General features: G+C 62.0%; 23 protein-coding genes and 1 pseudogene. 16 read left to right on the plus strand and 8 right to left on the minus strand.

All coding sequences use genetic code 11. From position 1 onward, the window contains the following. Positions 1-341: 341 nt before the first annotated feature. On the minus strand, positions 342-1,175 hold the full coding sequence (locus AB3X95_RS11590) for an NAD-dependent epimerase/dehydratase family protein (RefSeq protein WP_368621381.1): 834 nt from the start codon (positions 1,173-1,175) through the stop codon (positions 342-344). Between the two features lie 159 nt (positions 1,176-1,334). Between AB3X95_RS11590 and AB3X95_RS11595 the strand changes: the two genes are divergently transcribed. After that, positions 1,335-2,348, plus strand: coding sequence for a LacI family DNA-binding transcriptional regulator (locus AB3X95_RS11595; RefSeq protein ID WP_368621382.1), 1,014 nt, complete (start codon positions 1,335-1,337; stop codon positions 2,346-2,348). A gap of 14 nt (positions 2,349-2,362) precedes the next feature. On the opposite strand, the gene AB3X95_RS11600 is transcribed toward AB3X95_RS11595, so the two are convergent. Further along, positions 2,363-3,640, minus strand: coding sequence for an MFS transporter (locus AB3X95_RS11600; RefSeq protein WP_368621383.1), 1,278 nt, complete (start codon positions 3,638-3,640; stop codon positions 2,363-2,365). A gap of 495 nt (positions 3,641-4,135) precedes the next feature. On the opposite strand from AB3X95_RS11600, the gene AB3X95_RS11605 reads away from it, so the two are divergent. Continuing rightward, positions 4,136-6,286, plus strand: coding sequence for a hypothetical protein (locus tag AB3X95_RS11605; RefSeq protein WP_368621384.1), 2,151 nt, complete (start codon positions 4,136-4,138; stop codon positions 6,284-6,286). Positions 6,287-6,596: 310 nt separating this feature from the next. Here AB3X95_RS11605 and AB3X95_RS11610 read toward each other — a convergent pair whose 3' ends face one another. Together AB3X95_RS11610 and AB3X95_RS11615 are read right to left on the minus strand one after the other, a co-directional pair. Beyond that, positions 6,597-6,758 carry a hypothetical protein gene (locus tag AB3X95_RS11610; protein ID WP_176365429.1) on the minus strand — a complete coding sequence of 54 codons (162 nt, stop codon included), beginning with the start codon at positions 6,756-6,758 and terminating at the stop codon, positions 6,597-6,599. A 200-nt stretch (positions 6,759-6,958) separates the two neighbouring features. Continuing rightward, entirely contained in the window at positions 6,959-7,693 is a 735-nt protein-coding gene (locus AB3X95_RS11615) for an SDR family oxidoreductase (RefSeq protein ID WP_368621385.1), read from the minus strand. A 110-nt stretch (positions 7,694-7,803) separates the two neighbouring features. Between AB3X95_RS11615 and AB3X95_RS11620 the strand changes: the two genes are divergently transcribed. Both AB3X95_RS11620 and AB3X95_RS11625 read left to right on the plus strand, forming a co-directional pair. Continuing rightward, positions 7,804-8,553, plus strand: coding sequence for a LysR family transcriptional regulator (locus AB3X95_RS11620; protein ID WP_176121639.1), 750 nt, complete (start codon positions 7,804-7,806; stop codon positions 8,551-8,553). Between the two features lie 417 nt (positions 8,554-8,970). Then, a complete protein-coding gene (locus AB3X95_RS11625) occupies positions 8,971-9,663 on the plus strand; it encodes an alpha/beta family hydrolase (RefSeq protein WP_176365426.1) in 693 nt (230 codons plus the stop codon). Between the two features lie 530 nt (positions 9,664-10,193). Here AB3X95_RS11625 and AB3X95_RS11630 read toward each other — a convergent pair. Beyond that, entirely contained in the window at positions 10,194-10,964 is a 771-nt protein-coding gene (locus AB3X95_RS11630) for an aminoglycoside phosphotransferase family protein (protein ID WP_176121637.1), read from the minus strand. A gap of 129 nt (positions 10,965-11,093) precedes the next feature. Here AB3X95_RS11630 and AB3X95_RS11635 point away from each other — a divergent pair, with 129 nt between their 5' ends. From AB3X95_RS11635 to AB3X95_RS11645, 3 genes are all read left to right on the plus strand, one after another. Then, the gene (locus tag AB3X95_RS11635; protein ID WP_368621386.1) at positions 11,094-11,603 is read left to right on the plus strand and encodes a hypothetical protein; all 510 of its coding nucleotides are present in this window, start codon (positions 11,094-11,096) and stop codon (positions 11,601-11,603) included. A 112-nt stretch (positions 11,604-11,715) separates the two neighbouring features. Beyond that, positions 11,716-12,000: a reverse transcriptase domain-containing protein gene (locus tag AB3X95_RS11640; protein ID WP_368621387.1), complete on the plus strand. Its 285-nt coding sequence runs from the start codon at positions 11,716-11,718 to the stop codon at positions 11,998-12,000. Continuing rightward, complete coding sequence (locus AB3X95_RS11645; protein WP_368621388.1) at positions 11,994-12,356, plus strand: group II intron maturase-specific domain-containing protein; 363 nt, start codon at positions 11,994-11,996, stop codon at positions 12,354-12,356. The genes AB3X95_RS11640 and AB3X95_RS11645 overlap by 7 nt, the downstream gene beginning before the upstream one ends. Before the next feature lie 689 nt (positions 12,357-13,045). Here AB3X95_RS11645 and AB3X95_RS11650 read toward each other — a convergent pair. Then, complete coding sequence (locus AB3X95_RS11650; protein WP_176365424.1) at positions 13,046-13,258, minus strand: hypothetical protein; 213 nt, start codon at positions 13,256-13,258, stop codon at positions 13,046-13,048. 525 nt (positions 13,259-13,783) lie between these two features. Here AB3X95_RS11650 and atzF point away from each other — a divergent pair. From atzF to AB3X95_RS11695, 9 genes are all read left to right on the plus strand, one after another. Further along, positions 13,784-15,634 (plus strand): allophanate hydrolase, encoded by a 1,851-nt coding sequence (gene atzF, locus AB3X95_RS11655; RefSeq protein WP_176121634.1) that lies wholly within the window; start codon positions 13,784-13,786, stop codon positions 15,632-15,634. A gap of 32 nt (positions 15,635-15,666) precedes the next feature. Beyond that, positions 15,667-16,764, plus strand: a complete 1,098-nt coding sequence (locus AB3X95_RS11660) for a BMP family ABC transporter substrate-binding protein (protein WP_368621389.1) — start codon at positions 15,667-15,669, stop codon at positions 16,762-16,764. 30 nt (positions 16,765-16,794) lie between these two features. After that, positions 16,795-17,949, plus strand: coding sequence for an ABC transporter permease (locus tag AB3X95_RS11665; protein WP_184226945.1), 1,155 nt, complete (start codon positions 16,795-16,797; stop codon positions 17,947-17,949). Next, entirely contained in the window at positions 17,942-18,868 is a 927-nt protein-coding gene (locus AB3X95_RS11670; protein WP_176121631.1) for an ABC transporter permease, read from the plus strand. Before AB3X95_RS11665 ends, AB3X95_RS11670 begins: the two co-directional genes overlap by 8 nt. Positions 18,869-18,938: 70 nt before the next feature. Continuing rightward, positions 18,939-19,631, plus strand: coding sequence for a cysteine hydrolase family protein (locus AB3X95_RS11675; protein WP_176121630.1), 693 nt, complete (start codon positions 18,939-18,941; stop codon positions 19,629-19,631). A gap of 2 nt (positions 19,632-19,633) precedes the next feature. Continuing rightward, a complete protein-coding gene (locus tag AB3X95_RS11680; RefSeq protein WP_368621390.1) occupies positions 19,634-21,247 on the plus strand; it encodes an ABC transporter ATP-binding protein in 1,614 nt (537 codons plus the stop codon). Positions 21,248-21,290: 43 nt separating this feature from the next. Beyond that, complete coding sequence (locus AB3X95_RS11685; protein WP_184226948.1) at positions 21,291-21,953, plus strand: cysteine hydrolase family protein; 663 nt, start codon at positions 21,291-21,293, stop codon at positions 21,951-21,953. Between the two features lie 5 nt (positions 21,954-21,958). Next, on the plus strand, positions 21,959-22,357 hold the full coding sequence (gene hpxZ / locus AB3X95_RS11690) for an oxalurate catabolism protein HpxZ (protein WP_368621490.1): 399 nt from the start codon (positions 21,959-21,961) through the stop codon (positions 22,355-22,357). Between the two features lie 83 nt (positions 22,358-22,440). Next, positions 22,441-23,166: a GntR family transcriptional regulator gene (locus AB3X95_RS11695; protein ID WP_176121627.1), complete on the plus strand. Its 726-nt coding sequence runs from the start codon at positions 22,441-22,443 to the stop codon at positions 23,164-23,166. Positions 23,167-23,375: 209 nt separating this feature from the next. Here the strand turns inward: AB3X95_RS11695 and AB3X95_RS11700 are convergent, their stop codons facing one another. Together AB3X95_RS11700 and AB3X95_RS11705 are read right to left on the minus strand one after the other, a co-directional pair. After that, entirely contained in the window at positions 23,376-23,891 is a 516-nt protein-coding gene (locus AB3X95_RS11700; RefSeq protein ID WP_184226949.1) for a DUF2867 domain-containing protein, read from the minus strand. Between the two features lie 217 nt (positions 23,892-24,108). After that, positions 24,109-24,379, minus strand: a pseudogene (locus AB3X95_RS11705) (SDR family NAD(P)-dependent oxidoreductase); the annotation flags it as partial. Positions 24,380-24,435: the final 56 nt, after the last annotated feature.

A 24,435-nucleotide genomic window follows, 5' to 3' on the forward strand; every position in this document is an offset into this window, starting at 1 on the left:
GCGCCTTGCGGTCGACGCGTCCTTGTAATCATGTCGTCGCCGCGGCCGCAATCGAAGTGCCGACTGTGGGCCCACGGCTTGTGCAAACTCGACGACGGTTTGAAGTTGTATGCTGTTTATCGCGAGTTGGGGAGGCACGATCTTGCCTGCCTGCGACTCCACTACCGTCACAAGCTACTGCAAGTCACGTGCATATTGCCTGCCTTGGCCGTCAAATGGGTCGTCATCTCAAGAGGAGGGCAGGGCGAGTTGCGGCCGAACTGATGAATCCATGCTGGCGTCCTTTACGCGCGGTAACCCGCTTCCTGTATCAAGCCTGTCAAGTAGGTGCGAGCGCTGCTTCACCGCTTCGCCTCCATCGGCTCGCCGAGCACGAATGGGCCGCCCTGGAAGCGTTGCGCGGGGTCGTCGTGCGAGTCGCCCGGTGCAGTCGCGGGGAAACGTTCTGCAAACTGCGCAGAGCTGTCGCGCGGGTTGAAGCCGAGGAAGCTGGCTTTCGTATTGTCCCACCACTTGACCGGATTGTTCGACGCGCCGTACACGACCACGTGCCCGACGCGGTTCGTGAACAGCGAACACCGCACCAGTTCGATGAAGTCGCGATAGCTCAGATACGTGACGAGCATGCGTGGATTCTTCGGCTCTTCGAATGACGAGCCGATTCGCAGGCACACCGTCTCGATGCCGAAACGATCGTAGTAATACCGCGAAAGCGCCTCGCCGAAGCACTTCGTCACGCCGTAGAGGCTGTCCGGGCGCTGCGGCGCGTCGGTGTCGAGCACTTCGGTGACCGGATGAAAGCCGATCACATGATTGGAGCTCGCGAACACGACGCGCTTGACGCCGTGCTTGCGCGCGGCCTCATACACGTTGTATGTGCCGGCAATGTTCGCTTCGAGCAGATCCTCGAACGGGGCGTCGATGGAGATGCCGCCGAGATGCACGATCGCATCGACGCCCTCGACGAGCTGCATCACCGCCCGCCGGTCCGCCAGATCGACGATGGTCGTTTCCTCATGTGGCGCGGGTTCGCTGAGCTTCGCGATGTCGCTCACGCGCACGACATCGGCCCAGTTGGCGAGCGCGCCGCGCAACTGGCGGCCCAGGTTGCCGGCGGCGCCGGTCAGAAGCAGACGCCGGAAGGGCTTGAGCGACGCTGTGGTTGTTTGGTTCATCAAGAAAAATTCCTGAAAAAAATGATAGTTTGGAAAACGTTTTCCAAAACGACGGGCGATATGCAGCGCCAATTGTCGAGCGCATCGCCAGCAGCTGGGCGGTTTAATCCGGTGGCATTTGCCCGCTGCCGGCGTTTCCTGCGACAATCTGTTAACAAAATGGAAAACGTTACCTTCCGCATGAAAAAACTCTTTCCAACGATTCGTGACGTCGCCGCTGCGGCTGGCGTGTCGGTCGCCACGGTGTCCAAGTACATGAACGGTGCGCAGCGCTTCTCCGCGCCGGTTGAGGCGCGCCTGAAGGCGGCGATCGAGGAACTCGGCTACCGCTCGAATCCGCTCGCGCGATCGATGATCACCGGCCGCTCACGCACCATCGGGCTGACCATTCTTGACATCAGCAATCCGCACTTCACGAATGTCGTGAAGGGCGCCAACCGCGTCGCGCTGCGCCACGACTACACGCTTCTGCTCGTCGACACCGACGAAAACCAGGCGCGCGAGCGTCCGCTGATCGAAGCGCTCGCGCAGCGCGTCGACGGCCTGATCGTCAGCTCGCGGATACCCGACGACGAGGCGCAGTGGCTGCTCGATCTCGACAAGCCGCTTGTGCTGTTGAGACGTAGCGATGCGCTGCCGCTCCCGAGCGTCGGCATCGACAACCGGCTCGCAACCTACATGCTCGCGCGGCATCTGCTGAACCTCGGGCATCGTCATATCGCCTACCTCGGTTTCGGGCAGGCGCGCATCAACGACGAGCGCATTCGCGGTGCGCGCGAGTGTCTCGAGGAAGCCGGCCTCACGCTCGACGTGTACGACGCTCACGCGCCGACCGCGCATGCAGGCGAGGACGCGTGCTCGCGCGTGATGCTCGGTCCGCGCAGGCCGCAGGCGGTGATCTGCTACAACGACCTGATCGCGCTCGGCTTCATGAAAGAGGCGGCGTCGCTTGGCATCAGGGTGCCGCACGAGCTGTCGGTGACCGGCGTCGACAACGTCCCGTACGGCGAGTACGCAGCGCCCGCGCTGACCACCGTCGACATCCAGAGCGAGAAGATGGGCGAGCTCGCGATGCAAAAGCTTATCGACGCGCTCGCGGGCCACGCGGCGGCCGGGCATTCGACGTTCGAGCCGAGGCTCATCGTCCGTGAATCGACCGCGGCCTGCGGCTGACACGCCTCGCACCTTCACGCGTCGAGCTTCGCGGGCGTCATGCGCGGCGTCAGCATCTGGATCACGGCCAGGGCGACGAGGTAGGCAAGTGCGCCGATCGCGAACAACACCCAGTAATGGCCGGTGCGTTGCAGGACCTGCCCGATTACTTCCGAAAACAGCACCGCGCCGATCGAACCCGCCATCCCGCCGATGCCGACCACCGCGCCCAGCGCGCGCTTCGGGAAGAGATCGGACGCCGTGGTGAAGAGGTTCGCGGACCAGCCCTGATGCGCTGCCGCCGCCAGTCCGACGATCGCGACTGCGCCCCAGAGGTTGTCGACTTGTGAGACGAACGCGATCGGCAGCACGCAGCACGCGCAGATCAGCATCGCCGTCTTGCGCGCGGCGTTCACGCTCCATCCTGAGCGCAGGAGCGCCGAAGAGAGCCAGCCGCCGCCGATGCTGCCGAGGGTCGTCATCGCATAGATGCAGACGAGCGGCAAGCCGATGTGCTGCATGTCCATACCGCGCGACTCGTTGAGCCACTTCGGCAGCCAGAACAGATAGAACCACCACACCGGATCGGTCAGGAACTTACCGATCAGGAATGCCCACGTCTGGCGCTTTCTGATCAGTACACCCCAGCCCGGCGCGCGGGCATTCACGTTGGCGGCATCGAGCACCTCGACTTCGTCCTGCCCCTCCTCGAGGGAGCGCGGGTCGGCGGATCGGTAGAACGCGAACCATACGGCCAGCCAGACGATGCCCATCGCCCCGATGATCACGAACGCCGCGCGCCAGCCGAACGCCAGCGCGAGCGGCGGAATGATGGCGGGCGCGAACACCGCGCCGATATTGGCGCCTGAGTTGAAGATGCCGGTCGCAAGCGCGCGCTCGCGGCGCGGGAACCATTCGGCAGTCGTCTTGATGGCGGCCGGGAAGTTGCCGCCCTCGCCGATGCCGAGCAGCGCACGCACCATGGCGAAGCCGGTCACCGAGCCGACCGCCGCGTGCAGGACTGCAGCCACGCTCCATATCAGCATGGCGAGCGCGTACGAAATGCGCGTGCCCAGCCAGTCGACGATGCGGCCGAAGCACAAGAGGCCGACTGCGTAGAACGCTGAGAAGGCGATCACGATGCGGCCGTACTGCACCTGGGACCAGCCGATGTCGTGCTGCAGCACTGGCGCGAGCAGACCGAGAATCTGACGGTCCATGTAGTTGATCACGGTCGCGAAGAAGAGCAGCGCGCACACCGCCCAGCGGTAGCGGCTGGCGGTGCGGGCGAGCCCGATGACGGCAGTTTGCATGTAAGTCTCCGTTGCGCGGCGTCGCTCGTCGCGCCGCGCTATGTGTGATGGATGTCGGCGAGCGCCGAGCCCGCGACGCATGGCACTGCGGGCGGAGTTAGTCACGAGCAGGTCCAGTTAGGAAAACGTTTTTCTAAGATAGAAGGTTTGTGACGCTTTTACTAGCCCCGTGGTTTACCTAGTCTTGCGCTTTGGGTGGCAACGGTGTGACCATCCTGTCCTGATGCTTAGTTAAACGTTTTCGTTGGCGTGCGCAGCAGCCTGAGTCAAGCCGAGATGGTGCGACGTCGATGGCGATCGAGGGGACGCGGCGGGCGGAATATGGGTCGTTCATGTGTCGGCGCGAACAGAGTGAAACGACGTGAGCGGATTTTCGAGGGTTTTCTGACTTCCGTCGAACTGGTGCTCAATTGCAAACCCAAGAGAATGAATAACCAGATACGTTGGTGAGATTGCTAATTTCGGCGTCGATCCACTTTCAATCAGGAGACAAAAATGCGTCCATCGCGAAAATCATCCGTTATCTTTGCGTTCAGTGCACTGACGCTTCTTCTCGTCAGTGCCTGCGGAGGCGGCGGGATTGACGCTGTGAAAGATCCGGTTTCTTCCGCACCTACAGTTTCTCTTCATGGAATTGTCTATGGAGCGACGGATACGAGCGTCCCTTCAGGCGCAGGGGTGCCCATCACCATGATGGGACAGATGAGAGCGCTTTTTGACCTCATCAGGAAGGCACCTGATTTCACGCAAGTGGTCATGGACTTGGGCGACGGCAGCCCGGTGCACGTGCTCGATACCAACACGGGCGATAAATTCCTGCCTGGCAAACTGGCGCTCGGTCTGTCGTACATATTGATCGATATGAAGGCGAAAGGGGATCCGAAATACGCGGATTACCTCGCGACGTATCAAAAGATAACGACCGCGATGATGGCGCAGACGAGCGGCGCCAGTTACACGTACGCAAATACGTCATGGGGCGAGTACTACTACCTCGTTGCGCTCAATAATTTCAAGGCGCACGGTATGCTCAACGAAGTCTTCAGCGACGCCATGCTCGCTACGCTGCAGAATCGCCTGACCTTCTGCGATATGTTCGGCGCGGATGCAAGCGGCACGAAAAATACGTGCCCCGCCGCAGGTGTGCCGATCGACGTTGCATCGCTTAATACCGCACAGAATTACTATGCGGTTTCTTACGGTATTGCGGGGCTGAGACAGAAACTTGGATGGACCAATCCGACTTTCTTTTCCGCCACCGACCCGGCTGTGGCATCGATGGGCGCGCGGGACGCGCTGCTGTACACACTCACGAATCACATTAGAAGAGACTCGTCCGGCGGTTTTTCCGACGAGGCCTCGAATACACATACGACCTATTTTGATCAGGCACGCTTCGATCGATACAGCACGCTGCTCATTGGAGAAGTCGTTGAGCGAACGTTCGAAATGGGCAATGAGGCCAATCTAACACCTGAATTGAAATCCTATCTGCGCAAGTCAGTCGATCTGATTCTTCCCCAGGTCAACGCAGACGGGCAGGGTTTCAATTATGGCCGCTCCATCGGCCCATACGGCGATACAGCCTTCATGGAAATCCTGACCGCGGCGGCCAATGCAGGCGTGTTGACCGCGCAGGAAATGCAGGTCGCCTATTCGTTCATCTATAAGGCGGCTTACCGCTTTGACACTTTCTGGTACGACCCGACCCTGCCGACGCCGTCGGTGAATATGTGGGTCAAAGGACGCGGAACTGATGCGTATCGCGGCAAACCTCGAGTTATGGGTGAGAATTTCAGTCTTTTACACCAGTACATGTATGTGAATGCCTGGTGGAACAAACTGGGTTTTGGCGGCAATGCACCCATGGCTGATTCCGACCTGCAAGCCTGGCTGGATGCGAGGCCGCATTACACGCTCACCTGGTACAACCTGCCCACGGATACGGCTCACCCATACAGCGCAGCGCTCATCACGGTGCGCGACGGCAAGCGCATCATCAATCTCAACCTGAACCAGGCACCCGACTACAATTCGTACACGCCCTATTACCCGACGCCGTTCTCCGACAACTTGATTTATGGCACAACGGATCAGGGTTATGCGTTGCTGATTCCGCAAGTTTCCTATAACGGGAAAACTTACATTCCGGTCACGTATTATAGGAACCTGAACGTTCAGGAAAACAACGGCCAGGTGGTCGTCTCTTTCGACACGACCAAGTTCCGGCAGGCCGTTAAGAATGCAACCTATGCCACGGATATCGACCTGCAGGTCCACACGGTCCTAACGTTTGGCCAAGGCACACTGACGCGAGCCGATACGCTGAATTCTGGAACGTTGACCGGCAACATCGCGGTCGAGACGGACTTCACGTCTTTTGCAGATGTCCAGCACGCCACAGCGGGTAGCGATGGTTACTCGGTTCGCTACTCCAATAGTAATGCGACCAGCTATGACACTACGGGTTTTGACAGTTGTGTCCTGTCTAACTTCGAGATGGCGGGCGGGGTCACCAATCCGCTGTCGACAACGCCGATTGGGCAACTGCATTCGAATTTCGCGTGTACGACGCGCCCCTTCGCACTCAACGCGGGCAGTAGTCGTACGTTCACCTGGACTCTGAAGTACTCCGGTTTGAATTGATCCTGCGAAGTGAGCCGGCCCTTATAAGGGCCGGCGTTGCCCTGCAAGGAAGTTTATTAGCTGAAAAGCCTGCTATGGTCGAATTTTCCTGATTTGTAATTTGATGTTCAACTTTCCTCTCACACAAAAAGGGAGTGCTGTGCCAGTTAGTGAGTCATTCGCGGACGACTCATCGGGATCTGCCTGAAATATTGATGTCGTCCAGCCCACTTCCAGATGCAGTTCGGGCAGCCCAAAGCCCGACGAAGGACTGTTCGTTACTCGAAAGCGGTCAATGGTCCGAGCGGTTCGACGGGCTGCAGTGGGTCGACTACGGAAACCCAGCGTCGGCGGTATCGGCGGTCACCGTGCGCATCCCGCGAATTTCCGCATACGGCCACTTTCCGCCGCTCGCCTGGGCCATGCAGAGTTCACTCGAACGGCTGGTCCACTCCGGAACCCGCCCGATGCGGGACGCGCGCTTGTCGGCCATACCCGACCTTCAGGTATCGCGTCCGTCAGGCGGCAGTGAGTCGTCGCTTTGCCGACACTCGCAGTTCGGCGGTGGCGAACGTCAGCGTTCATTGTTAGCGAATGCGCACTTGCGACCCACTGCCGACGATCGACGAAGCGTGACGTCGTTGGCAGCTTTCAGGGTGCAGCGGTCTTCGTTTTCTTCGAGCCCGTTGCTAATCAGACCAGCACGCCACCGCCGTCCACAACTATGTTCTGTCCCGTAGCATAGCGATTGGTCACCAGATAGACGTAAGCTTGCGCGAGGTCCTCCGCCTCGCCGACACGACCGACTGGCAGGGCCGCGGCACTCGCGGCGTAAAGCGCTTCGCGCTCGAATTCGGGTAAGTCATTCCACAGCGGCGTGCGCACCAAGCCGGGACTCACGAGGTTGACTCGAACGGGGGCCAACTCCACCGCGAGTGCCCGTGTAAGACCTTCCATCGCGCTGCAGACGCTGGCCAGCGCCGCCCAACCCTTTTGCGGCCGCAAGCTCGCAATGCCGCTTGTCAGTACCACGGAGCCGCCGGGACGAAGATACGGCGCCGCATGTTTGACGGCGGCAATGGCGCCGAAGACTCGCACTTCGAAAAGCTGACGAACCGTAGCGAGGTCCATGTCAGCGAGCGCCCCAGTTCGCAACGAATCCCCCGCGCTGTAAACCAGATGGTCGATAGCGCCGACTTGCCCGAACAGCGCGCGTACGGCGGACGCATTACTCAGATCGACCGTGTATCCGTTGACCCGGTCGCCAAGTCTCGCGACGGCTCCGGCGACTCGCTCACTGCGCGATGAGACAACGCTCACTGAGGCGCCGGCTGCCAGCGCGGCTTCGGCCGTGGCAAGGCCGATTCCCGACGTGCCGCCCAGCAGGACGACGTGCTGATGCTGAAGGTTCGTGCTTCCAATAGTCATGGTTGAGTCCCCGCTGTGGATTGTGAGTGAAGGCGTGACCCGCGTATTATTCTTTAGCCTGACTTGATAAACCCACAATCGTTTCGAACACTCCTAAATAGAACTTGCGAATGGATCGATTCAGCAGCATGGCTATATTCGCCCGCGTGGTCGAATACGGCAGCTTTACCGCCGCGGCCGAGGGTAGCGGTATGACGCCCACAATGGTCGGCAACCATATTCGTGAGTTGGAGCGGCGGGTGAGTTGCCCGGTTATTTATGGCACGCGTGTGCTCGTACCGGCGCTTGCCGCGTACCTCGACCGCTATCCCGACGTTCAGGTCGAGCTGTCCCTTAGCGATCGCTATGTAGATCTGGCGGAAGAAGGTTTCGACGCCGCCATCCGCGCCGGTGTACTGCGGGACTCCGGCTTGATTGCGCGGCCGTTGACCCGTTCGCCGCGTATCGCCTGCGCGTCACCGGCCTATCTGGCGCGCTGCGGGCACCCGAAGGTGCCAGCCGATCTGGTGCAGCATAACTGCTTGGCTTTTATGGTCTCAAATGGACCCGAACGTGAATGGCGTTTCCTACGTCCCGACAGTAATGTCGTGGAGCGCATCGCGGTGCGTGGTCGTCTCGATGTAAATGGCGGCCTCGCGCTTCGCGAAGCCGCGCTCGCCGGACTGGGGGTGATTTTTCAACCCCAGGTAATGTTGCAGGAAGATCTGGATGCGGGTCGGCTCATTCGTCTTTTTCCCGACTGGCCGGCGCAGACCTGGCCCGTCCATGTGGTGCATCTGCCCGATGCGCACATGCCACCGAAGCTGGCGAGTTTTATCGCCTTCCTTCAGGAAACGTTGGGGCACGACAGCCAACCGTAGACCCGCGGAGCAGCCGCTCGGATGACCGTGTTGCGGCGACGGCGAACGGCGGCTCATGGCCGAACCCAGACCCTTTTGCAGCCGAACATGCTCCCCTAGAGAGCCAGATAAACCAACTGCCACTCGAGAACTTCCTTTGACGCTTATTGCAGTGTCGTAACAGCTCGCTGACAATGATGCAGGCGTGCTATTACGCAGTCGTCTCAAAGCGCGGATCACGTGCGGCGCACAGGTCGGGCTTGCGGTCGTCAACCGACACATCGCGACTGCGGCGCCGTTCACGATGGGCACGCGCGCCATGGATCGGCCCGCAAACTCCGCTTTTGCAATGTCTTGCCGGAGGCCGCCACAAACCCTTCCCGATGCCTCATTGATGCAGAATCGGCGCAAAGGCCACAACGACACGACCTGAATACGATGGACGACCCAGAATCGCTTTCCCTCGCACTGCCCGACGGCACCAAGGTCTCTGCGCTCCTCCGAGCGCCGGAGGACGCGCGGGCCCTGTATGTCTTCGCGCACGGTGCCGGGGCGGGCATGCAGCACGCCGGCATGTCGTCATTGGCCGACGCGCTTGCGGCGGCAAACGTCGCCACGTTGCGCTACCAGTTTCCGTACATGGAGCGGGGCTCCAGGCGGGTGGACTCGCCGGCCGTGGCACATGCTGCCGTGCGGGCAGCCGTCGCAGAGGCCCGCCGGCGGCTGCCAGCCCTGCCGCTCTTCGCCGGCGGCAGGTCGTACGGCGGCCGCATGACGTCCCAGGCCCAAGCCATCTCCCCGCTCGACGGTGTGCGTGGCCTCGCTTTCGTCGCGTTCCCGCTGCACCCGGCGGGCGCGCCCGGCGTGGAGCGGGCACAGCACCTGGCGGACGTCACGGTGCCGATGCTCTTCCTGCAGGGTACGCGCGACAAGCTGGCCGAGTTTCACCTGCTGAAGTCGGTCGTCGAGACGCTGGGGTCACGCGCCGCGCTGCATGTGGTGGACGACGCAGATCATTCGTTCCACGTGCGCGCGTCCTCCGGTCGCACCGACGCGGAGGTCGTGCTCGAACTGGCACGGACGATGGCGGCGTGGTTCTTCGCCGATGGAGAGTTCGTGCCCGTTACCTGAGCAAGCGCAGGAATGCTTGTAGCAGAGTCGGGACGGCGAACGGCGAACTCGTCGCGCTAACTCGCCCGCTCAATTCCTTCGCTATCCGCAGATAGCCTGTCGCATACTACGATAAGCGACGCCTGTCGCGTCAGCGATTTGTTCCCAGTGCCGAGTGAGTGAATTTGTCAGATCCACTTGCGGTGATCCACCCCGGAAATCGCGGAGGGCGGCGACGCCGAACAGGTCCGGGTAGGAATAGAGCGTCGGCATGGGGCTCTCGCGTGTTGGAGACATGATGCGGCCGGCGTCGAGGGTGTCCGGGGCCGGGCGCAGTGCGTGGTGGTGACACATGGATGGCCGATTCGACTGTGACCCAGCGAACGCAGCCAATCTGAATGAATGCGATGAGCGCCGACAGCGGCCGACCTCTTCGCGATGCGATCGACTCAGAACGACCCGTAAGTACGCGTTCGCGGATGTGAGAGTCGACGCTCCGGCTCTACAGGTAGACCCGAAAGCGAAACGATTCGGGGTACAGCTGCGCGCCATCACGAACCCGCGATGAACCGTTCTATAATCGGTGTAAATTTTTCAGGCACTTGTCCCAACAGCGTTCCAGCATACACCCTGAGCCACTGCCGAACGCTTTTCTCGGAAATCCCTGATTCACCGCAATACCTGTTCAAATAGTATTCGGCGATTTCCGTACCGGTAAAACTCCACGCTACATACGAGCAAGCGGCATCCGCCGCCGGATCGCCCCTGCTGACCTGGAGCAGATCGATAACCGTGTACTTCGCGCCGTCAAAAAAAACGTTGCCCGCATGAAAATCGCAGTGACATAACGCCTGACCGTCCGGCAGACCGCCGAGAATCCCCAAGAGGTTTTTCTTGAGATCAGCGGAAAGCCTGTCGTTAATCACCAAGTCGTCGTGAAAACGCTGTTTGAGATCCGGCATCCACCCAGTCTTGTCATACTTTTGCAAGCGGCACTGGAGAGCCACAAGAACATCCAGCGTGTCTTTACATCGCACCGGATCGCGGCGCGCCGGATCGCGGAACTCCTCCGACATCACTTCGCCTTTTACCCGGTCCATGCGTAAACCATATCGCCCGTTTACGAGGAGTATTTCGTAAATCATCGGCCCGGGGAAATTCACGAGCTCCAGGTTCGCCATGATGTACGCTTCGCTGAAGACGTTCCTCTTTGGATAACCTTCGCGATACAGTTTTACCGCGTGCTCTCCCTTCGCATACACCGTGGCTTGCGCTCCCCTCCCCACTATCTCGCCAAACAATGCTTCAAAGTCGCAACTCATGTTCAGCATTCCTCTGCCGCGAATTTGGGAGCAGTATACTCCCGACCGCTAGCATGGAAAACGGCCTGGACCAGGCAGCTCGATTCGGCTCAGCTCAGCGCCAAGGACGGCTTTAACCTGCGTGGAAAGATGATGCAGCCTGTCCAATCCTATATCCGCGCACAAGGCGCGGCCTGCGCCGTCATTAATGCCGTGCTCAACCCGGCTATTACGTGGCTCGGCAATCGGCGGATGGCATTCGTGCCGCTCTTCGGAGACAGTGGCATCATCATCGATATCGCAGTGACGTCCATCGTGCTGTCGCTGCTGGTATCCCTGTTTGTCACACCGCCGGCGCGCGGGGAGTTTCGCGCCGGTCGGCTCACAGGGAGCGACACAGTCTTCGCGGAGAGCGGCGTGCTCGCGCATTTGCCAAGCAAAGCCTGGTCTTTCGGGCTGGTGATCGGTGTTGTTGCCGCCGCCGTGATCACCGCACTCATGTCCGCGACGTTCCTTTTGCTAGGGTCCGCCGGGCTTTCTTTTGCCGGATTCGTTATTCTGAAAGCCGTGTACACCGCGGCGCTCGGGTTCGTCGTCACGCGCTGGGTCATCCTCCGGCAACTGCTTTACTGTCGCGCAAATTCGGCGCATAACGGCTGAGTGGGGCGATAGCTGCTGCGAAACGAACATTTCGGCGCGATCAGTTTCGCAGTCTTTCCGGATAATAGAGAACGTCCGTAATGGGTATTGTTCAGTGCAAAGACCCGCGTCATTGATCTTGATTTTGCGCGCCTACTTCGACACAGTTCGGCATCATCTACTGCTTGAAAAAGTGGCGCGTCGGATCAAGGACGACGACGTCATGCATCTGCTGAAGCTGATGCTGACGGCATCGGGCAAACAGGGCGTTCCGCAAGGCGGGGTAATTTCGCCCCTGCTCAGTAACATCTACCTCACGGAGGTAGTCCGGATGCTGGAGCGGATGAAAGGCTCAACGCGCAGCGGGAAGTACACCTACGTTGAGTATGGCCGATTCGCTGACGATTTGTCGTGCTGATCGATGCTCACCCGCGCAATGCGTGGTTGTTGCGGATGGTGAGACGGCGCCTTCGGGAAGAATTTCCCAAACTACAGGTCGAGGTTAATGAAGAGAAGAGTCGCACCGTGGATCTGGACCGCGCGGAAAGCTTCGGCCTCCTGGGGGTTGACTTCCGACGCCTGCGCAGTATCGGGCGACAGGTGTGGCGAGCGCACTATACGCCCAAGTTGAAGAAACGTACGGGGTTATTGCGCAAGCTCAAGGAGGTGTTCCGGCGATACCAGTGGCAGCCGGTGGATGGGGTAATGCAACTGATCAACCGGGTGCTGCGCGGCTGGGCGAATTACTTCGCTGTTGGACACTCCAGCGAGTGATTAAGCTTCATCAAGGACTGGGTCGAGAAGAAGATTCGACGGCACATTGGTCGATCCCGGAATCGTCGGGGCTTCGGCTGGAAGACGTGGAGTAGACACTGGCTATATGACGAACAGAAGCTGTTCAACGGCTATCAGGTTCGCCGTACCACCACCCTGAAGGCGTCCCCGGCATGATAGGTCCCATAAATCTTGACGTGAATCGGACAGGAAAGCGTAGTGCGGGGAAACCGCATGCTGCGTTTGACGTGGCGGGAGCTGGAAACGTGGCCATGGCAACCGGATTAAGGCCCACCGAGAAAGCGAGGGAGAAGCCACCGGGGGCCTACTGTGCGCGCGCCAGTTCTCGACCCTACCGATGAGCCGGTCTCGGCTCCACCGCAAGTGCGCATTCGCTAACAACGCAATACTGATGTTCTCCGCCGCCGAGCTGCGAATGTCGGCAAAGTGACTCATTGCGGCCTTACGGAATGCGATACCTGAAGGTCAGGTATGGCCGAATTGTGTGCATAGATCGACCGTCAGGTTTCTGATCTGTACGCGACGCGAGCCAGCAGGCACACGTCAAAGCACTCCTCCGGAGCACGACTCTTAGAACCTGTGCCGCATTCCCAACCGGAGCAACAGCTGCTGATGGTTGGAGAATCGCCTAGGTTATCGATATTGGCTACCGCCGGCGTTCCGAGCGACTACGCAATCGCCGTGGTAAAGGCAGGGGTGACCTGATATTGGAAGCCAACGTCGACGTTGTTGAATATTGCCTTATCGTTGTGAAATGCTGCCCCCAGGTTTGCATACTGCACATTCGAGAACGATGCTGCGAAAGTCGCGGCCCCCACTGCATAGATTGCAGCGACGATCACCACCTGGTGAGCCTGCGCTTGCACATAGGCGTTATTCAACGAATATGCGAGTGGCGATGCGCCGTTGGCATATGCCGTGGAGAATCCATTACCCGGCGTCGCTGTTGGATTCTTGAGATATTCAAATGCCGCCCGATCTTCAGCGTCCCGCCAGAATAGCCGGCTCCAATCGAATAACCGCTGGCCAAATCCGGAAGCTCGCAGTCAGCGGCAACTGACCCGGAACTGCATCTCTACTGCACGCTAATCCAGATGTCCCGGCATCGGTGTGATGTTGCCGGATTAACCGTCCTCCGGCCCAGCGCCACAATCCGGTGGGTGCCCACCATGGCGCGATAGCCGGGCCGGACCACTGCGCGCGCCCTTCTCCTTGGGTAGTGCACGATGAGCGGGACACATGCACCAACCCGAACCAATCGCGACCCACGCTGGATCACAGGTAGGCAAGTACCAGCGTTCACGCCAATGTGAAAATCGTTGCCCGGCAAGGACTTTCTGGCAAGTTACCCTGCCTGGCACATTTGCTGCGAGCATGAGCCCAAACTTGTATTCAAGATTGAACGCATGCTTCCCGACGCCTTCTTCAAGGTTCGAGCACTGCTCGAATCCTACGCCACCAAACGCACGACGCCTCGCGACATCGTCGACACGCTGATCGCCCGGATCGAAGCCTTCTGTCGCCCTGAAATCTGGATATCGCGCGTGAGTGCCGCCGATCTCGCCAGCCGGGCTGCCGCGCTCGAAGATGCGCGCGGTCGCCTGGGCGCCGCGATCTTTGAGCGGATGCCGCTGTTCGGCGTACCGTTCGCGGTGAAGGACAACATCGACGTCGCCGGCATGCCAACCACCGCGGCCTGCGACGCCTTTGCTTACACGCCCGCAGCCTCGGCATTCGCCGTCGATCGTCTGCTCGACGCCGGCGCCATCCTCATCGGCAAGACGAATCTCGACCAGTTCGCCACAGGCCTTGTCGGCACACGCTCGCCCTATGGCGCCGTGCGACAGTTCGAATCCGATGCGCACATCTCCGGCGGATCGAGCTCTGGCTCGGCGATCGTTGTTGCGGCTGGACTCGCTGCATTCTCGCTCGGCACGGATACCGCTGGCTCGGGGCGTGTTCCGGCAGGCTTCAACGAGCTCGTGGGCCTCAAGCCAACGCCTGGTCTCGTAAGCAAGCGCGGCGTGGTACCGGCGTGCCGGAGCCTGGACTGCGTGTCGATCTTCGCGCATGACGTGGGCGACGCCTGGGAGGTCCTGCTGCAGATGGCGAAGTACGATGGAGACGATGGATATGCGCGCCGAGTGCCGCCACTCGGACTGCCCCATGCACCGCTGCGCCTCGCCGTACCGGAGCAGTTGACCTTCCACGGCGACGGGCAGGCTCGTCAGGCCTTTGCCGCCACGCTCGACACGATCGCCTCGCGGCTTGCGCTTTCGCCAACAAGCGTGCCGTTCGAACCGATGCAGCGAACTGCCGCGCTGCTTTACGACGGCCCATGGGTAGCGGAGCGTCGTGCCGCGCTCGGTTCCTTCTTCGAGACGAATCGCGCCGACATCGATCCGGTTGTCGCCGAGGTGATTGCGAAAGCGGACGGCTACAGCGCCGTCGACGCGTTCAACGGGCAGTACGCACTCGCCGCCCTGCGGCGCGAAGTGGAAACGCTGTTCGAGGCGATCGACGTCCTCATCGTGCCGACCACGCCCACGCATCCAACCTTCGACGAAGTGCGTGCGGACCCGATCGGGGCGAACAGCCAGCTCGGCGTCTATACCAACTTCGTGAATCTGCTTGATCTGTGCGCTCTGGCGGTGCCGGGCATTCGCCGTGCGGACGGCCTGCCGGCGGGCGTGACGCTGATCGCCCCAGCGGGCGCCGACCAGCGCCTCGCAGTGCTGGGCGCACGCATCCAGGCGCTCTTCATGGCGAACGTTACACCCGACGACGCTGCCAGCATTGCCGCGCGACCGCTGCCCTTCGAAGAGCCGACGGTGAAGCTCGCCGTGGTCGGCGCTCATCTGCGCGGGCAGCCCCTCTGCTGGCAACTGCTCGAGGCTGGCGCGCGTTTCGTCGAGACCACCACCACGTCTTCGCACTACCGCCTTTACGCGCTCGCCGGCACGAAACCGGCCAAGCCCGCTCTGGTGCATACGCCGCACGAGGCCGGCCAGCCCATCGAAATCGAGCTCTGGGAAGTGCCGCTGCGCAGCTTCGGCGCATTCGTTGCCCACGTGCCAGCGCCGCTCGGCATCGGCAGCGTAGAGACAGCCGATGGACTCATCGTTAAGGGCTTTATCAGCGAGCCCTTAGCGGTCGCACCAGGCAGCGGCGCACACGACATCACCGCATTCGGCGGCTGGCGTGCATGGCTTGCAACGGCGGCTGGAACGCAAGCCCGATCCGATCTGCAATCCTGACTTTATGCATTGAACTCACGAGGAGTCCAACCATGACAGACCGTCGCGATTTTCTCAAGGGCGCTGGCGCCCTCGTCCTAAGCAGCACATTCCCGTTCGACCTCGCTTTCAGTGCCGAGCCGCTTACGCTCGGCGTCCTCTACGTCGGTTCGCGCGGCGACTACGGTTACAACCAGGCACAAGCGCAGGCTGCGGCCGTCATCAAGAAGCTGCCGAACGTAAAGGTCGTCGAGGAGGAGAACGTGCCCGAGACCGTCGCCGCCCAAAAGACCATGGAGGCGATGATCGAGCAGGACGGTGCGACGCTCATTTTCGCGACCTCGTTCGGCTACTTCGATCCCCATGTGCTGAAGATGGCCGCCAAATATCCGAAGGTTCGCTTCGCCCACTGCGGCGGTCTCTGGAAGAGCGGCAATCCGGCCAATATCTCCAGCTACTTCGGCTATATCGACGAATGCCAGTATCTGAACGGCGTCGCGGCAGGCCATGCGAGCAAGACGAAGAAGCTGGGCTTCGTCGCGGCCAAGCCTATTCCGCAGGTGCTGCGCAACATCAATTCGTTCACGCTGGGCGCGCAGTCGGTGGATCCGTCGATCACCACGCACGTGATCTTCACGGGCGACTGGTCGATGCCGGTGAAGGAGGCGGAGGCCGCGAACAGCCTCGTCGATCAAGGCTGCGACGTGCTCACGTGTCACGTGGACGGACCCAAGGTCGTGATCGAGACAGCCGAGAAACGCGGCGCGATGAGTTGCGGTTACCACGCAAGCCAGGCCGCACTGGCGCCGAAGGGCTATCTGACGGGCGCCGAATGGGACTGGGCGACGCCCTACAAGCTGCTCGTCACAAACGCGCAGACGGGCAAGCCGCAGCCAAACATTCTTCGCGGCGGCCTGCGCGAAGGCTTCGTGAAGATGTCGCCGTATGGCGCAATGGTGACACCCGATGCCCGCACGCAAGCCGAAGCCGTGAAGGCGAAGATGGTCGCCGGCGACTACATCATCTTCAAGGGGCCGATGAAGGACAACAAGGGCGGCAGCGCCATTGCGACCGGCACGAGCTACGCACAGACCGATATTGCGCTTGAAAGCATGAATTATCTGGTTGCCGGTGTGGTTGGCCAGATCTGAGGACCGCAAACGCCTTCGCCAGGAGTCGTGATGTCCGCTTCCCTTTCTCCCGCTCACGGGCCGTCACGAAGACTGCCCGCAAGTCTCGCGCGCCTGCTGCTTGCACTGTTGCCCGCGTTGCCGACCGTATGTGCAATCGTGGCAACTCTGGCGATCTTCGGCATCTTCCTGCTCGTGCAGGGGCAGCCGGCCATCGAGGCGCTTGGTCTCATTGGCAAAGGTGCGTTCGGCTCGTCGTTCGCATGGCAGAACACCTTGCTGCGTGCCGCACCGCTCATGCTCACGGCTCTGTGCGTCGCGCTGCCTGCCCAGGTCGGCCTGATCGTGATTGGCGGCGAAGGCGCGCTCGCGCTGGGCGGGCTCGCGGCCGCCGTCGTGCCGCAGTGCCTGCCGCAGGTTACGCCGTGGATCGTCGCGACGCCGCTGATGGCGATTGCAGGCATGCTCGCGGGCGGCCTGTGGATCAGCGCGGTGGGCGCGATGCGTCAATGGCGTGGCGTCAACGAGACCATCAGCAGCCTGCTGATGTCGTATATCGCCATCGCCGTTTTCAAGTTTTTCGTCGAAGGACCGTTGCGCGATCCCGCCAGTCTCAACAAACCTTCGACGCTGCCCCTCCCCGACGCCATGAGCATCGGCTCGCTGCCGGGACTCGACGTGCACTGGGGCCTCTTCTGGGGCGTGCTCGCGTGTCTCGCTGCCTGGGTGCTCGTGCGTCACAGCACGCTCGGCTTCGCCATGCGCGTAACGGGTGGCAATGTGCGCACGGCGCGCCTTGTCGGCTTGCCTGTGGGCGGGCTCGCGCTCACCGCCTGCGCGATAGGCGGTGCATCAGCGGGCCTTGCCGGAATGTTCGAAGTCGCGGCCGTGCAAGGCAGCGCGAACGCATCGCTGCTCTCGGGCTACGGCTATGCGGGCATCCTTGTCGCGTTCGCGGCACGCCAGAATCCGTTCGCCGTGATCGTGTGCGCACTGATGGTCGGCGGCATCGAGGCGAGCGGCAGTCTGCTGCAACGCCGCCTCGGCCTGCCCGACGCCGCCACGCTCGTGCTGCAAGGCCTGCTTTTCGCAAACCTGCTGGCCTGGGAGGCACTGGCTCCCCGGCTTGCCGGCTTGCGCATGAAACTTCAGGCCGCCGCGCTCGACGCCTCGTCTGCTTCACTGGAGCGTACCCGCCATGTCTGACCTTCATTCGCCCGCTGCGGTGCTGCTGATTTCGCTCTTCGCGGGAGCCATTCGCGTGAGTACGCCGTATCTGTTCGTGAGCCTCGGCGAGTGCCTGACCGAGAAAGGAGGCCGCGTGAATCTCGGTCTCGAAGGCATTCTCGTCTCCGGCGCCATGTGCGGCTATGCGGGCTCGTATCTCTCGGGTTCGCCGTGGATCGGCGTGCTCGCGGCGGCTGCGGCCGGTCTGATGCTCGGCTGCCTGCATGGGCTGGTGTGCTCGCTGCCGCGTGTTTCCGATATCGCGTTCGGTATCGCGCTCATGCTGTTCGGCACCGGCTTGGCGTTCTATCTCGGCAAGCCGTTCATCGAGCCGCAGGCAGCGATGCTCCCGTCGATCGATCTCGGCGCGTGGGCCGCCTCGCAGCAAGTGCACAACGCGCTGCATATCAATCTGCTCTTCGTGATTGGGGTCGTGCTTGCCGTCGCCTTGCAGTGGGGACTGCGCTCGATGCGCTGGGGCATGACGCTGCGGCTCGTCGGCGAGAACGCCGAGAGCGCGCGTGCAATGGGCTACCCCGTCACGCGGGTACGTGTCATCGCGACGGCGGCGGGCGGGTTCTTCGCGGGTGTGGGGGGCGCCTATCTCTCGCTCGTCTATCCCGGTAGCTGGAACGAGGGGCTTTCGAGCGGCCAAGGCCTGATGGCCGTCGCGCTCGTGATCTTCGCCCGCTGGCAGCCGTTGCGCTGTCTTTGGGCTGCGCTGCTGTTCGGCGCAGCCGGAGCGCTTGGCCCCGCCCTGCAAGCAATCGGTGTGACCAGCGGCTATTACCTCTTCAACGCCGCCCCTTACGTGCTGACGCTCGCGCTCATGATCATCAACTGCAGGCCGGACCGCACGCTGGCGGGCGCACCCGGCGAGCTGAGCCTGACGCGCTGAGCGCGGAAAGCTTCCGACCGACTGAATCCAGAATCGCGTGATCGCGAAAGCGCGCGCCCGGAGAATCAACATGACCCGAACCATCGAAGCCCGTCCCTATTCCTGGCCCTACGACGGGAACCTGCGCCCCGACAACACGGCGCTCGTCATCATCGACATGCAGACCGACTTCTGCGGTTACGGAGGCTACGTCGACAAGATGGGCTACGACCTCTCGCTCACGCGCGCGCCGATCGAGCCGATCAAGCGCGTTTTGGGGCTGATGCGCGAACTCGGCTTCACGATCATCCACACCCGTGAAGGGCATCGTCCGGATCTGTCCGATCTGCCCGCGAACAAGCGCTGGCGCAGCCGCCAGGCGGGCACGAACGGTGTCGGCATCGGTGACATGGGACCGTGCGGCCGCATACTCGTGCGCGGCGAGCCGGGCTGGGAAATCATCGACGAACTCGCGCCACTGCCAGGCGAAATCATCATCGACAAGCCTGGTAAAGGTTCATTTTGCGCGACGGACCTCGAACTGATCCTGCGCACGCGCGGCATTGCGAATCTCGTGCTCACGGGCATCACGACGGATGTGTGCGTCCACACGACGATGCGCGAAGCAAACGACCGCGGCTTCGAATGCACGTTGCTCGCGGACTGCTGCGGCGCGACCGACAAGGGCAACCACGACGCCGCGCTGAACATGGTCGTGATGCAGGGCGGCGTGTTCGGCACGGTGTCCAGTTCGGCGGCGCTCGTCGCTGCCCTGGAGCAGTGACCATGAGCACCGCGACACGCGCGCTCGGCGTCGAGGTGATAGGCGCGAGCAAGTCGTTCGGATCGTTCCGCGCACTCGATGACGTTTCGATCAGGGTCGCTCCCGGAACGGTTCACGCGCTGCTCGGCGAGAACGGAGCAGGCAAGAGCACGCTCGTAAAGGGGCTCGTGGGCTACGGCCTGCTCGATCACGGCACGATTGTGGCCGATGGACGCGAGGTGCACATCGCTTCCCCGCGCGATGCGCAAGCGCTCGGCATCGGCATGGTCTATCAGCATTTCACGCTCGCGGCGGGGCTCAGCGTCGCGGAGAACCTGCTTCTCGCGCGCGGCAACCTGTCATGGAAGATCGACTGGGCGGCAGAGCGCGAAGCGCTCGACGCCTTCATGCGCCGAATGCCGTTTCACCTCGAACTCGATGCGCCGGTTTCGTCACTCGCGGCGGGAGAAAAGCAGAAGCTGGAAATTCTCAAGCAGCTGTATCTGGAGCAGCGCTTCCTGATTCTCGACGAGCCCACCTCCGTGCTCACCCCGCAGGAAGCCGACGAAGTGCTGGGCCTCATGCGCACGCTTGCCTCGCGCGGCGACCTCACGGTGCTGATGATCACGCACAAGTTCCGCGAGGTAATGGCCTATTCGGACAACGTCACGGTATTGCGCAAGGGCCGCTTCGTCGGCACCTGCGCGGTGGCCGACACCGACCGCGACCGGTTGGCCGCCTGGATGATGGGCAGCGACGCAAGCGCGCAAACGCGTGAGGGCGCCGCTGAAGTCACCGACGAGTTCAGGCTTGCGCGCCGGCCGCACTCGCCCGACGCTCCGGTGCGGCTCTCGCTATCGAGCCTTTCGGTCGTCGACGAGCGTGGGCACGCTGCCGTGCGCGAGGCGTCGCTGAGCGTGCGCGCGGGCGAGATCCTTGGGCTTGCGGGCGTGTCCGGCAACGGTCAGAAGGAACTGATCGAAGCGCTCGTTGGGCAGCGCAAGGTCCAGTCGGGCGCGATGGCCGTGGAAGGTTCGCCCTATGCCGCGACGCGCGCAGAGATGACCCACATGAGCGTGTTCGCCCTTCCCGAGGAGCCGCTGCGCAATGCTTGCGTGGCAGGCATGAGCGTTGCCGAGAACATGGCGCTGCGGGATTTCGACCGCGCGCCGCTGCGACGCGGCGGATGGTGGCTCGATCGTCGCGCGATGCGCTCGCGCGCCGAGCGGCTGATTGCAGAATTCAACGTGCGGCCTGCGCTGCCCGAGCGCGCCATCGGCACGCTGTCGGGCGGCAACGTACAGCGCGCCGTGCTGGCGCGCGAGCTTGGGCACGCAGTGAACGTGCTGATCGTCGCGAATCCTGTGTTCGGACTCGACTTTGCCTCCGTCGCGGACATCCACGCCCGCATTCTCGCGGCGCGCGATGCCGGTGCGGCAGTGCTGCTCGTCAGCGAAGATCTCGACGAGCTGCTGGAGCTTGCCGACCGGATCGTGGTGATGGCCGAGGGACGCCTCGTCTACGAGACCGCAGCGAGTGAGGCGGATCGCGTGGTGCTTGGGCATCACATGGCGGGCCATGGCGACGAAGGCAGGCCGCAGACGGCTGAGCCGGCCGAGCTGCACGCAAGCGCCTGAGCGGCGCGCGAACGAAGCACAACACAAACGGAGCAATGTCGCGATGACAACCATCGCCAGCGCAAGACCCGCGCCGTTCACGTTCGACGCGCGTCATACGGCGCTCATCGTGATCGACATGCAGCGCGACTTCATCGAGCCGGGTGGCTTTGGCGAGGCGCTCGGCAACGACGTATCGCTGCTTTCAGGCATCGTGCCGACCGTCGCGCGGCTGCTCGCGCATGCACGCTCGGCGGGATGGCAGGTCGTGCACACTCGCGAGTCGCACGCACCCGACCTCTCCGACTGCCCGCCGGCCAAACGCATGCGCGGTATGCCAAATGCGCGCATTGGCGACGCAGGACCGATGGGCCGCATCCTCGTGCGCGGCGAGCCCGGTAACGCGATCATCGACCCGCTCGCGCCGATCGATGGTGAACTCGTCATCGACAAGCCCGGCAAAGGCGCTTTCTACGCCACGCAGCTCGGCGAGGAACTGTCGATACGGGGCATCACGCATCTCGTGTTCGCGGGCGTGACGACCGAGGTCTGCGTGCAGACTTCGATGCGCGAGGCCAACGATCGGGGCTACGAATGTCTGCTGGTCGAGGACGCGACGGCGAGCTACCTACCGGCGTTTCGCGAAGCGACGATTGCGATGATTCATTCGCAGGGCGGCATCGTCGGCTGGACGGCTCCGCTCGACGCACTGCTGGGGGCAGACTGATGATCATGGAAGTGAACCGGCCCCAGATCGTCGCACAGGTGGCGGCAGCTTTCGAGGCTTACGAGCGCGCGCTCGTCGACAACGACGTCGAGACGATGAACGCCCTGTTCTGGGACGCGCCCGCGACGGTGCGCTATGGCATCGCCGAAATCCAGCATGGTGGCGACGCGATCCGGCGCTGGCGGGAAACCTGCGTGCCGGTGCCTCGCTCGCGGCGGTTGCACCGCACCGTGGTGACGACGTTTGGCGGCGACTACGCGACGGTGAGCACCGAGTTTACGAGCGACACGACGCCTTTGACGGGCCGCCAGATGCAGACCTGGGCGCGGCTGCGTGAGGTGAACGATAGGTTCGGCGGCTGGATGATCGTGGCGGCGCACGTAAGCCTCATCGAGCCCGTTTAAGGGCGGATAATAGGGAGCTGGCCCCGTCACCCACCATTGCACCGACGCGCCGCATCACTCTCGACGTTAGCGATACCTGACTCATGCACGACTTGACCGAAGCCGCCGCAGCATCTGGCACGAAGGCGGCCTATAGCGCGAACCCCCTTGCCGAGCAGGTGTATCAGCTGATCAAGCAGGACATCTTCAGCTTTCGGCTGTTTCCCGGCGACCGCTTTTCCGAAAACGACATTGCCCAGCACTACGGCGTGTCGCGCACGCCTATGCGTGATGCGCTGTTCCGACTCGCGCGCGAAGGCTATCTCGAGGTGGGGTTCCGGCGCGGCTGGAAAGTCTGCAATATCGACTTCAATCAACTGGACCAGCTGTATGACCTGCGCATCGTTCTCGAACTGGCGGCGCTCGAGCGGCTCTCGGGTGCCCCACACGTTGCGATGGATGCGTTGCGAGCCATATGGTGCGTTGACGAAGGGGAACGCGAAAGCTGCCCGGCCACGATGTTCGTGCTCGACGAGGGCTTTCACCGCGGCCTCGTGAGCGCTGCCGGCAACAATGAGATGCTGCGCGTGCACAACGAGGTGACCGAGCGCATCCGCATCGTGCGGCGGCTCGACTTTCTCAAGGCGCATCGCACGAGCGCGACGTATGACGAGCATTCGGCGATGCTCCATCTCATCGATCGCGGCAAGTTTGGCGAGGCTGCCATCCTGCTGCGCGCTCACATCACGCAAAGCAAGCTTGAGGTGCGGAAGATCACGCTGTCGATGCTCGCGACTGCGCGCGACGAGAAGCTCCCCTTCGTCAGCTAGGGGTGTTCCCTATCGGGTGCTGGCGCTGGTGCAAATATCGGGTGGGGGAAAATCAGGTTGTTGGGCGGTGTCACGTTGACTCGTCGACGACACAATACCTGCAGAAGGTTGCCGGCCATGCTGGCTGTCAGCCGTCTTGCAGCCCCGGTGGCTTAACAGCATGTCAAAGATCGGGATGCTTGAATGCCGGAACAAGATATTCGACGGCGTTATGCATTGGGCCATCCTAGCCGCTGCGCCCGATCAAGCGAGGCTCGTACGACAACCCGATGAAAAGGTGCGATGAGCGCAATATAGGCCCGCCCTAGCGGACGATTGTAGAAGACGAGCGTCGTCAGTACGAGGCGGTGTCGACCGCGAGATGACGGCTGCACGAGGACCGACACGCGGAAATCCAGATGCGTGTCATCCTCGCCGATGACGATCTCGTCGTCATATCGTTCGAATACGTGAAACAGGCTGATCCTGTCGCCTCCTTTCTGCTTGAGGTCAACGGCGGTCTTCAAGCCGAACGGCCGCACGAGAATGTCCCGGAATCTCAGCAGCATCCCAATCCATGCGGGCTGCCTGGCAAAGACGTGTCGTGCGAGAGTCTCCGCGTCGTGGCAGGCACTTTCTGGCAGGTCCACCGAGAACGCGTCCCCGAAATCAGCGAGGCGGTACGACGATCTCAGCTGCGAGGACGGCGGTAAATCGGACTGTTCGATCTTCGGATAGCAGTACATGTGCGATCTCCAGTGCGAGGCGGCTGGGCCGAAACATTAGAGCAGCGAGATGCCGCCGTCGACCACCGACTCCGCGCCTAGCATATACGCGAAACGTCAGTCGCCAGAAATAGCCGCCGCTGTGGCGATATCGCTCGCTTCGCCCATCCGGGCACCTCGAAGGTCCGGAGGCATCACGCTGACTTTTTTCTACTGCGATGCCGGCAAAAGACCAGTGCCCGAGTCGGGCGGACGCCGACGAGATATTGATCACGGCGCCGCCACGCCCCTTGTGACGCAGGGACATCCGCTTTGCCGCCTGCTGGGCGCACAGGATAGGACCGATCGCATTGACCCGCGAAGATGCGCTGGATCCGCTCGAATGCGAGATCTTCCAGCCGGGACTGGCGCGCGATGACGGCGGCGTTGTTGACTAGCACATCAATGCGCCCGAAGTCCCTATCGATCGAAGCGAATAGCCGGGACACCTGCTCCGGGTCGCCGGTGTCGCGGCCTGATATCCGCTCGGCATCACCGACAATCCGGAGCCGCGCCCCCCCGCCGG

The organism is Paraburkholderia sp. BR13444 (genome assembly GCF_040948755.1).
In the GTDB taxonomy this organism is placed as follows: domain Bacteria; phylum Pseudomonadota; class Gammaproteobacteria; order Burkholderiales; family Burkholderiaceae; genus Paraburkholderia; species Paraburkholderia youngii.

Bases quoted from the DNA above. Each gene is read 5' to 3' on its own strand.
- AB3X95_RS11590 (WP_368621381.1), bottom strand. From the start codon at position 1,175: ATGAACCAAACAACCACAGCGTCGCTCAAGCCCTTCCGGCGTCTGCTT.
- AB3X95_RS11595 (WP_368621382.1), top strand. From the start codon at position 1,335: ATGGAAAACGTTACCTTCCGCATGAAAAAACTCTTTCCAACGATTCGT.
- AB3X95_RS11600 (WP_368621383.1), bottom strand. From the start codon at position 3,640: ATGCAAACTGCCGTCATCGGGCTCGCCCGCACCGCCAGCCGCTACCGC.
- AB3X95_RS11605 (WP_368621384.1), top strand. From the start codon at position 4,136: ATGCGTCCATCGCGAAAATCATCCGTTATCTTTGCGTTCAGTGCACTG.
- AB3X95_RS11610 (WP_176365429.1), bottom strand. From the start codon at position 6,758: ATGGCCGACAAGCGCGCGTCCCGCATCGGGCGGGTTCCGGAGTGGACC.
- AB3X95_RS11615 (WP_368621385.1), bottom strand. From the start codon at position 7,693: ATGACTATTGGAAGCACGAACCTTCAGCATCAGCACGTCGTCCTGCTG.
- AB3X95_RS11620 (WP_176121639.1), top strand. From the start codon at position 7,804: ATGGATCGATTCAGCAGCATGGCTATATTCGCCCGCGTGGTCGAATAC.
- AB3X95_RS11625 (WP_176365426.1), top strand. From the start codon at position 8,971: ATGGACGACCCAGAATCGCTTTCCCTCGCACTGCCCGACGGCACCAAG.
- AB3X95_RS11630 (WP_176121637.1), bottom strand. From the start codon at position 10,964: ATGAGTTGCGACTTTGAAGCATTGTTTGGCGAGATAGTGGGGAGGGGA.
- AB3X95_RS11635 (WP_368621386.1), top strand. From the start codon at position 11,094: ATGATGCAGCCTGTCCAATCCTATATCCGCGCACAAGGCGCGGCCTGC.
- atzF (WP_176121634.1), top strand. From the start codon at position 13,784: ATGCTTCCCGACGCCTTCTTCAAGGTTCGAGCACTGCTCGAATCCTAC.
- AB3X95_RS11660 (WP_368621389.1), top strand. From the start codon at position 15,667: ATGACAGACCGTCGCGATTTTCTCAAGGGCGCTGGCGCCCTCGTCCTA.
- AB3X95_RS11665 (WP_184226945.1), top strand. From the start codon at position 16,795: ATGTCCGCTTCCCTTTCTCCCGCTCACGGGCCGTCACGAAGACTGCCC.
- AB3X95_RS11670 (WP_176121631.1), top strand. From the start codon at position 17,942: ATGTCTGACCTTCATTCGCCCGCTGCGGTGCTGCTGATTTCGCTCTTC.
- AB3X95_RS11675 (WP_176121630.1), top strand. From the start codon at position 18,939: ATGACCCGAACCATCGAAGCCCGTCCCTATTCCTGGCCCTACGACGGG.
- AB3X95_RS11680 (WP_368621390.1), top strand. From the start codon at position 19,634: ATGAGCACCGCGACACGCGCGCTCGGCGTCGAGGTGATAGGCGCGAGC.
- AB3X95_RS11685 (WP_184226948.1), top strand. From the start codon at position 21,291: ATGACAACCATCGCCAGCGCAAGACCCGCGCCGTTCACGTTCGACGCG.
- hpxZ (WP_368621490.1), top strand. From the start codon at position 21,959: ATGGAAGTGAACCGGCCCCAGATCGTCGCACAGGTGGCGGCAGCTTTC.
- AB3X95_RS11695 (WP_176121627.1), top strand. From the start codon at position 22,441: ATGCACGACTTGACCGAAGCCGCCGCAGCATCTGGCACGAAGGCGGCC.
- AB3X95_RS11700 (WP_184226949.1), bottom strand. From the start codon at position 23,891: ATGTACTGCTATCCGAAGATCGAACAGTCCGATTTACCGCCGTCCTCG.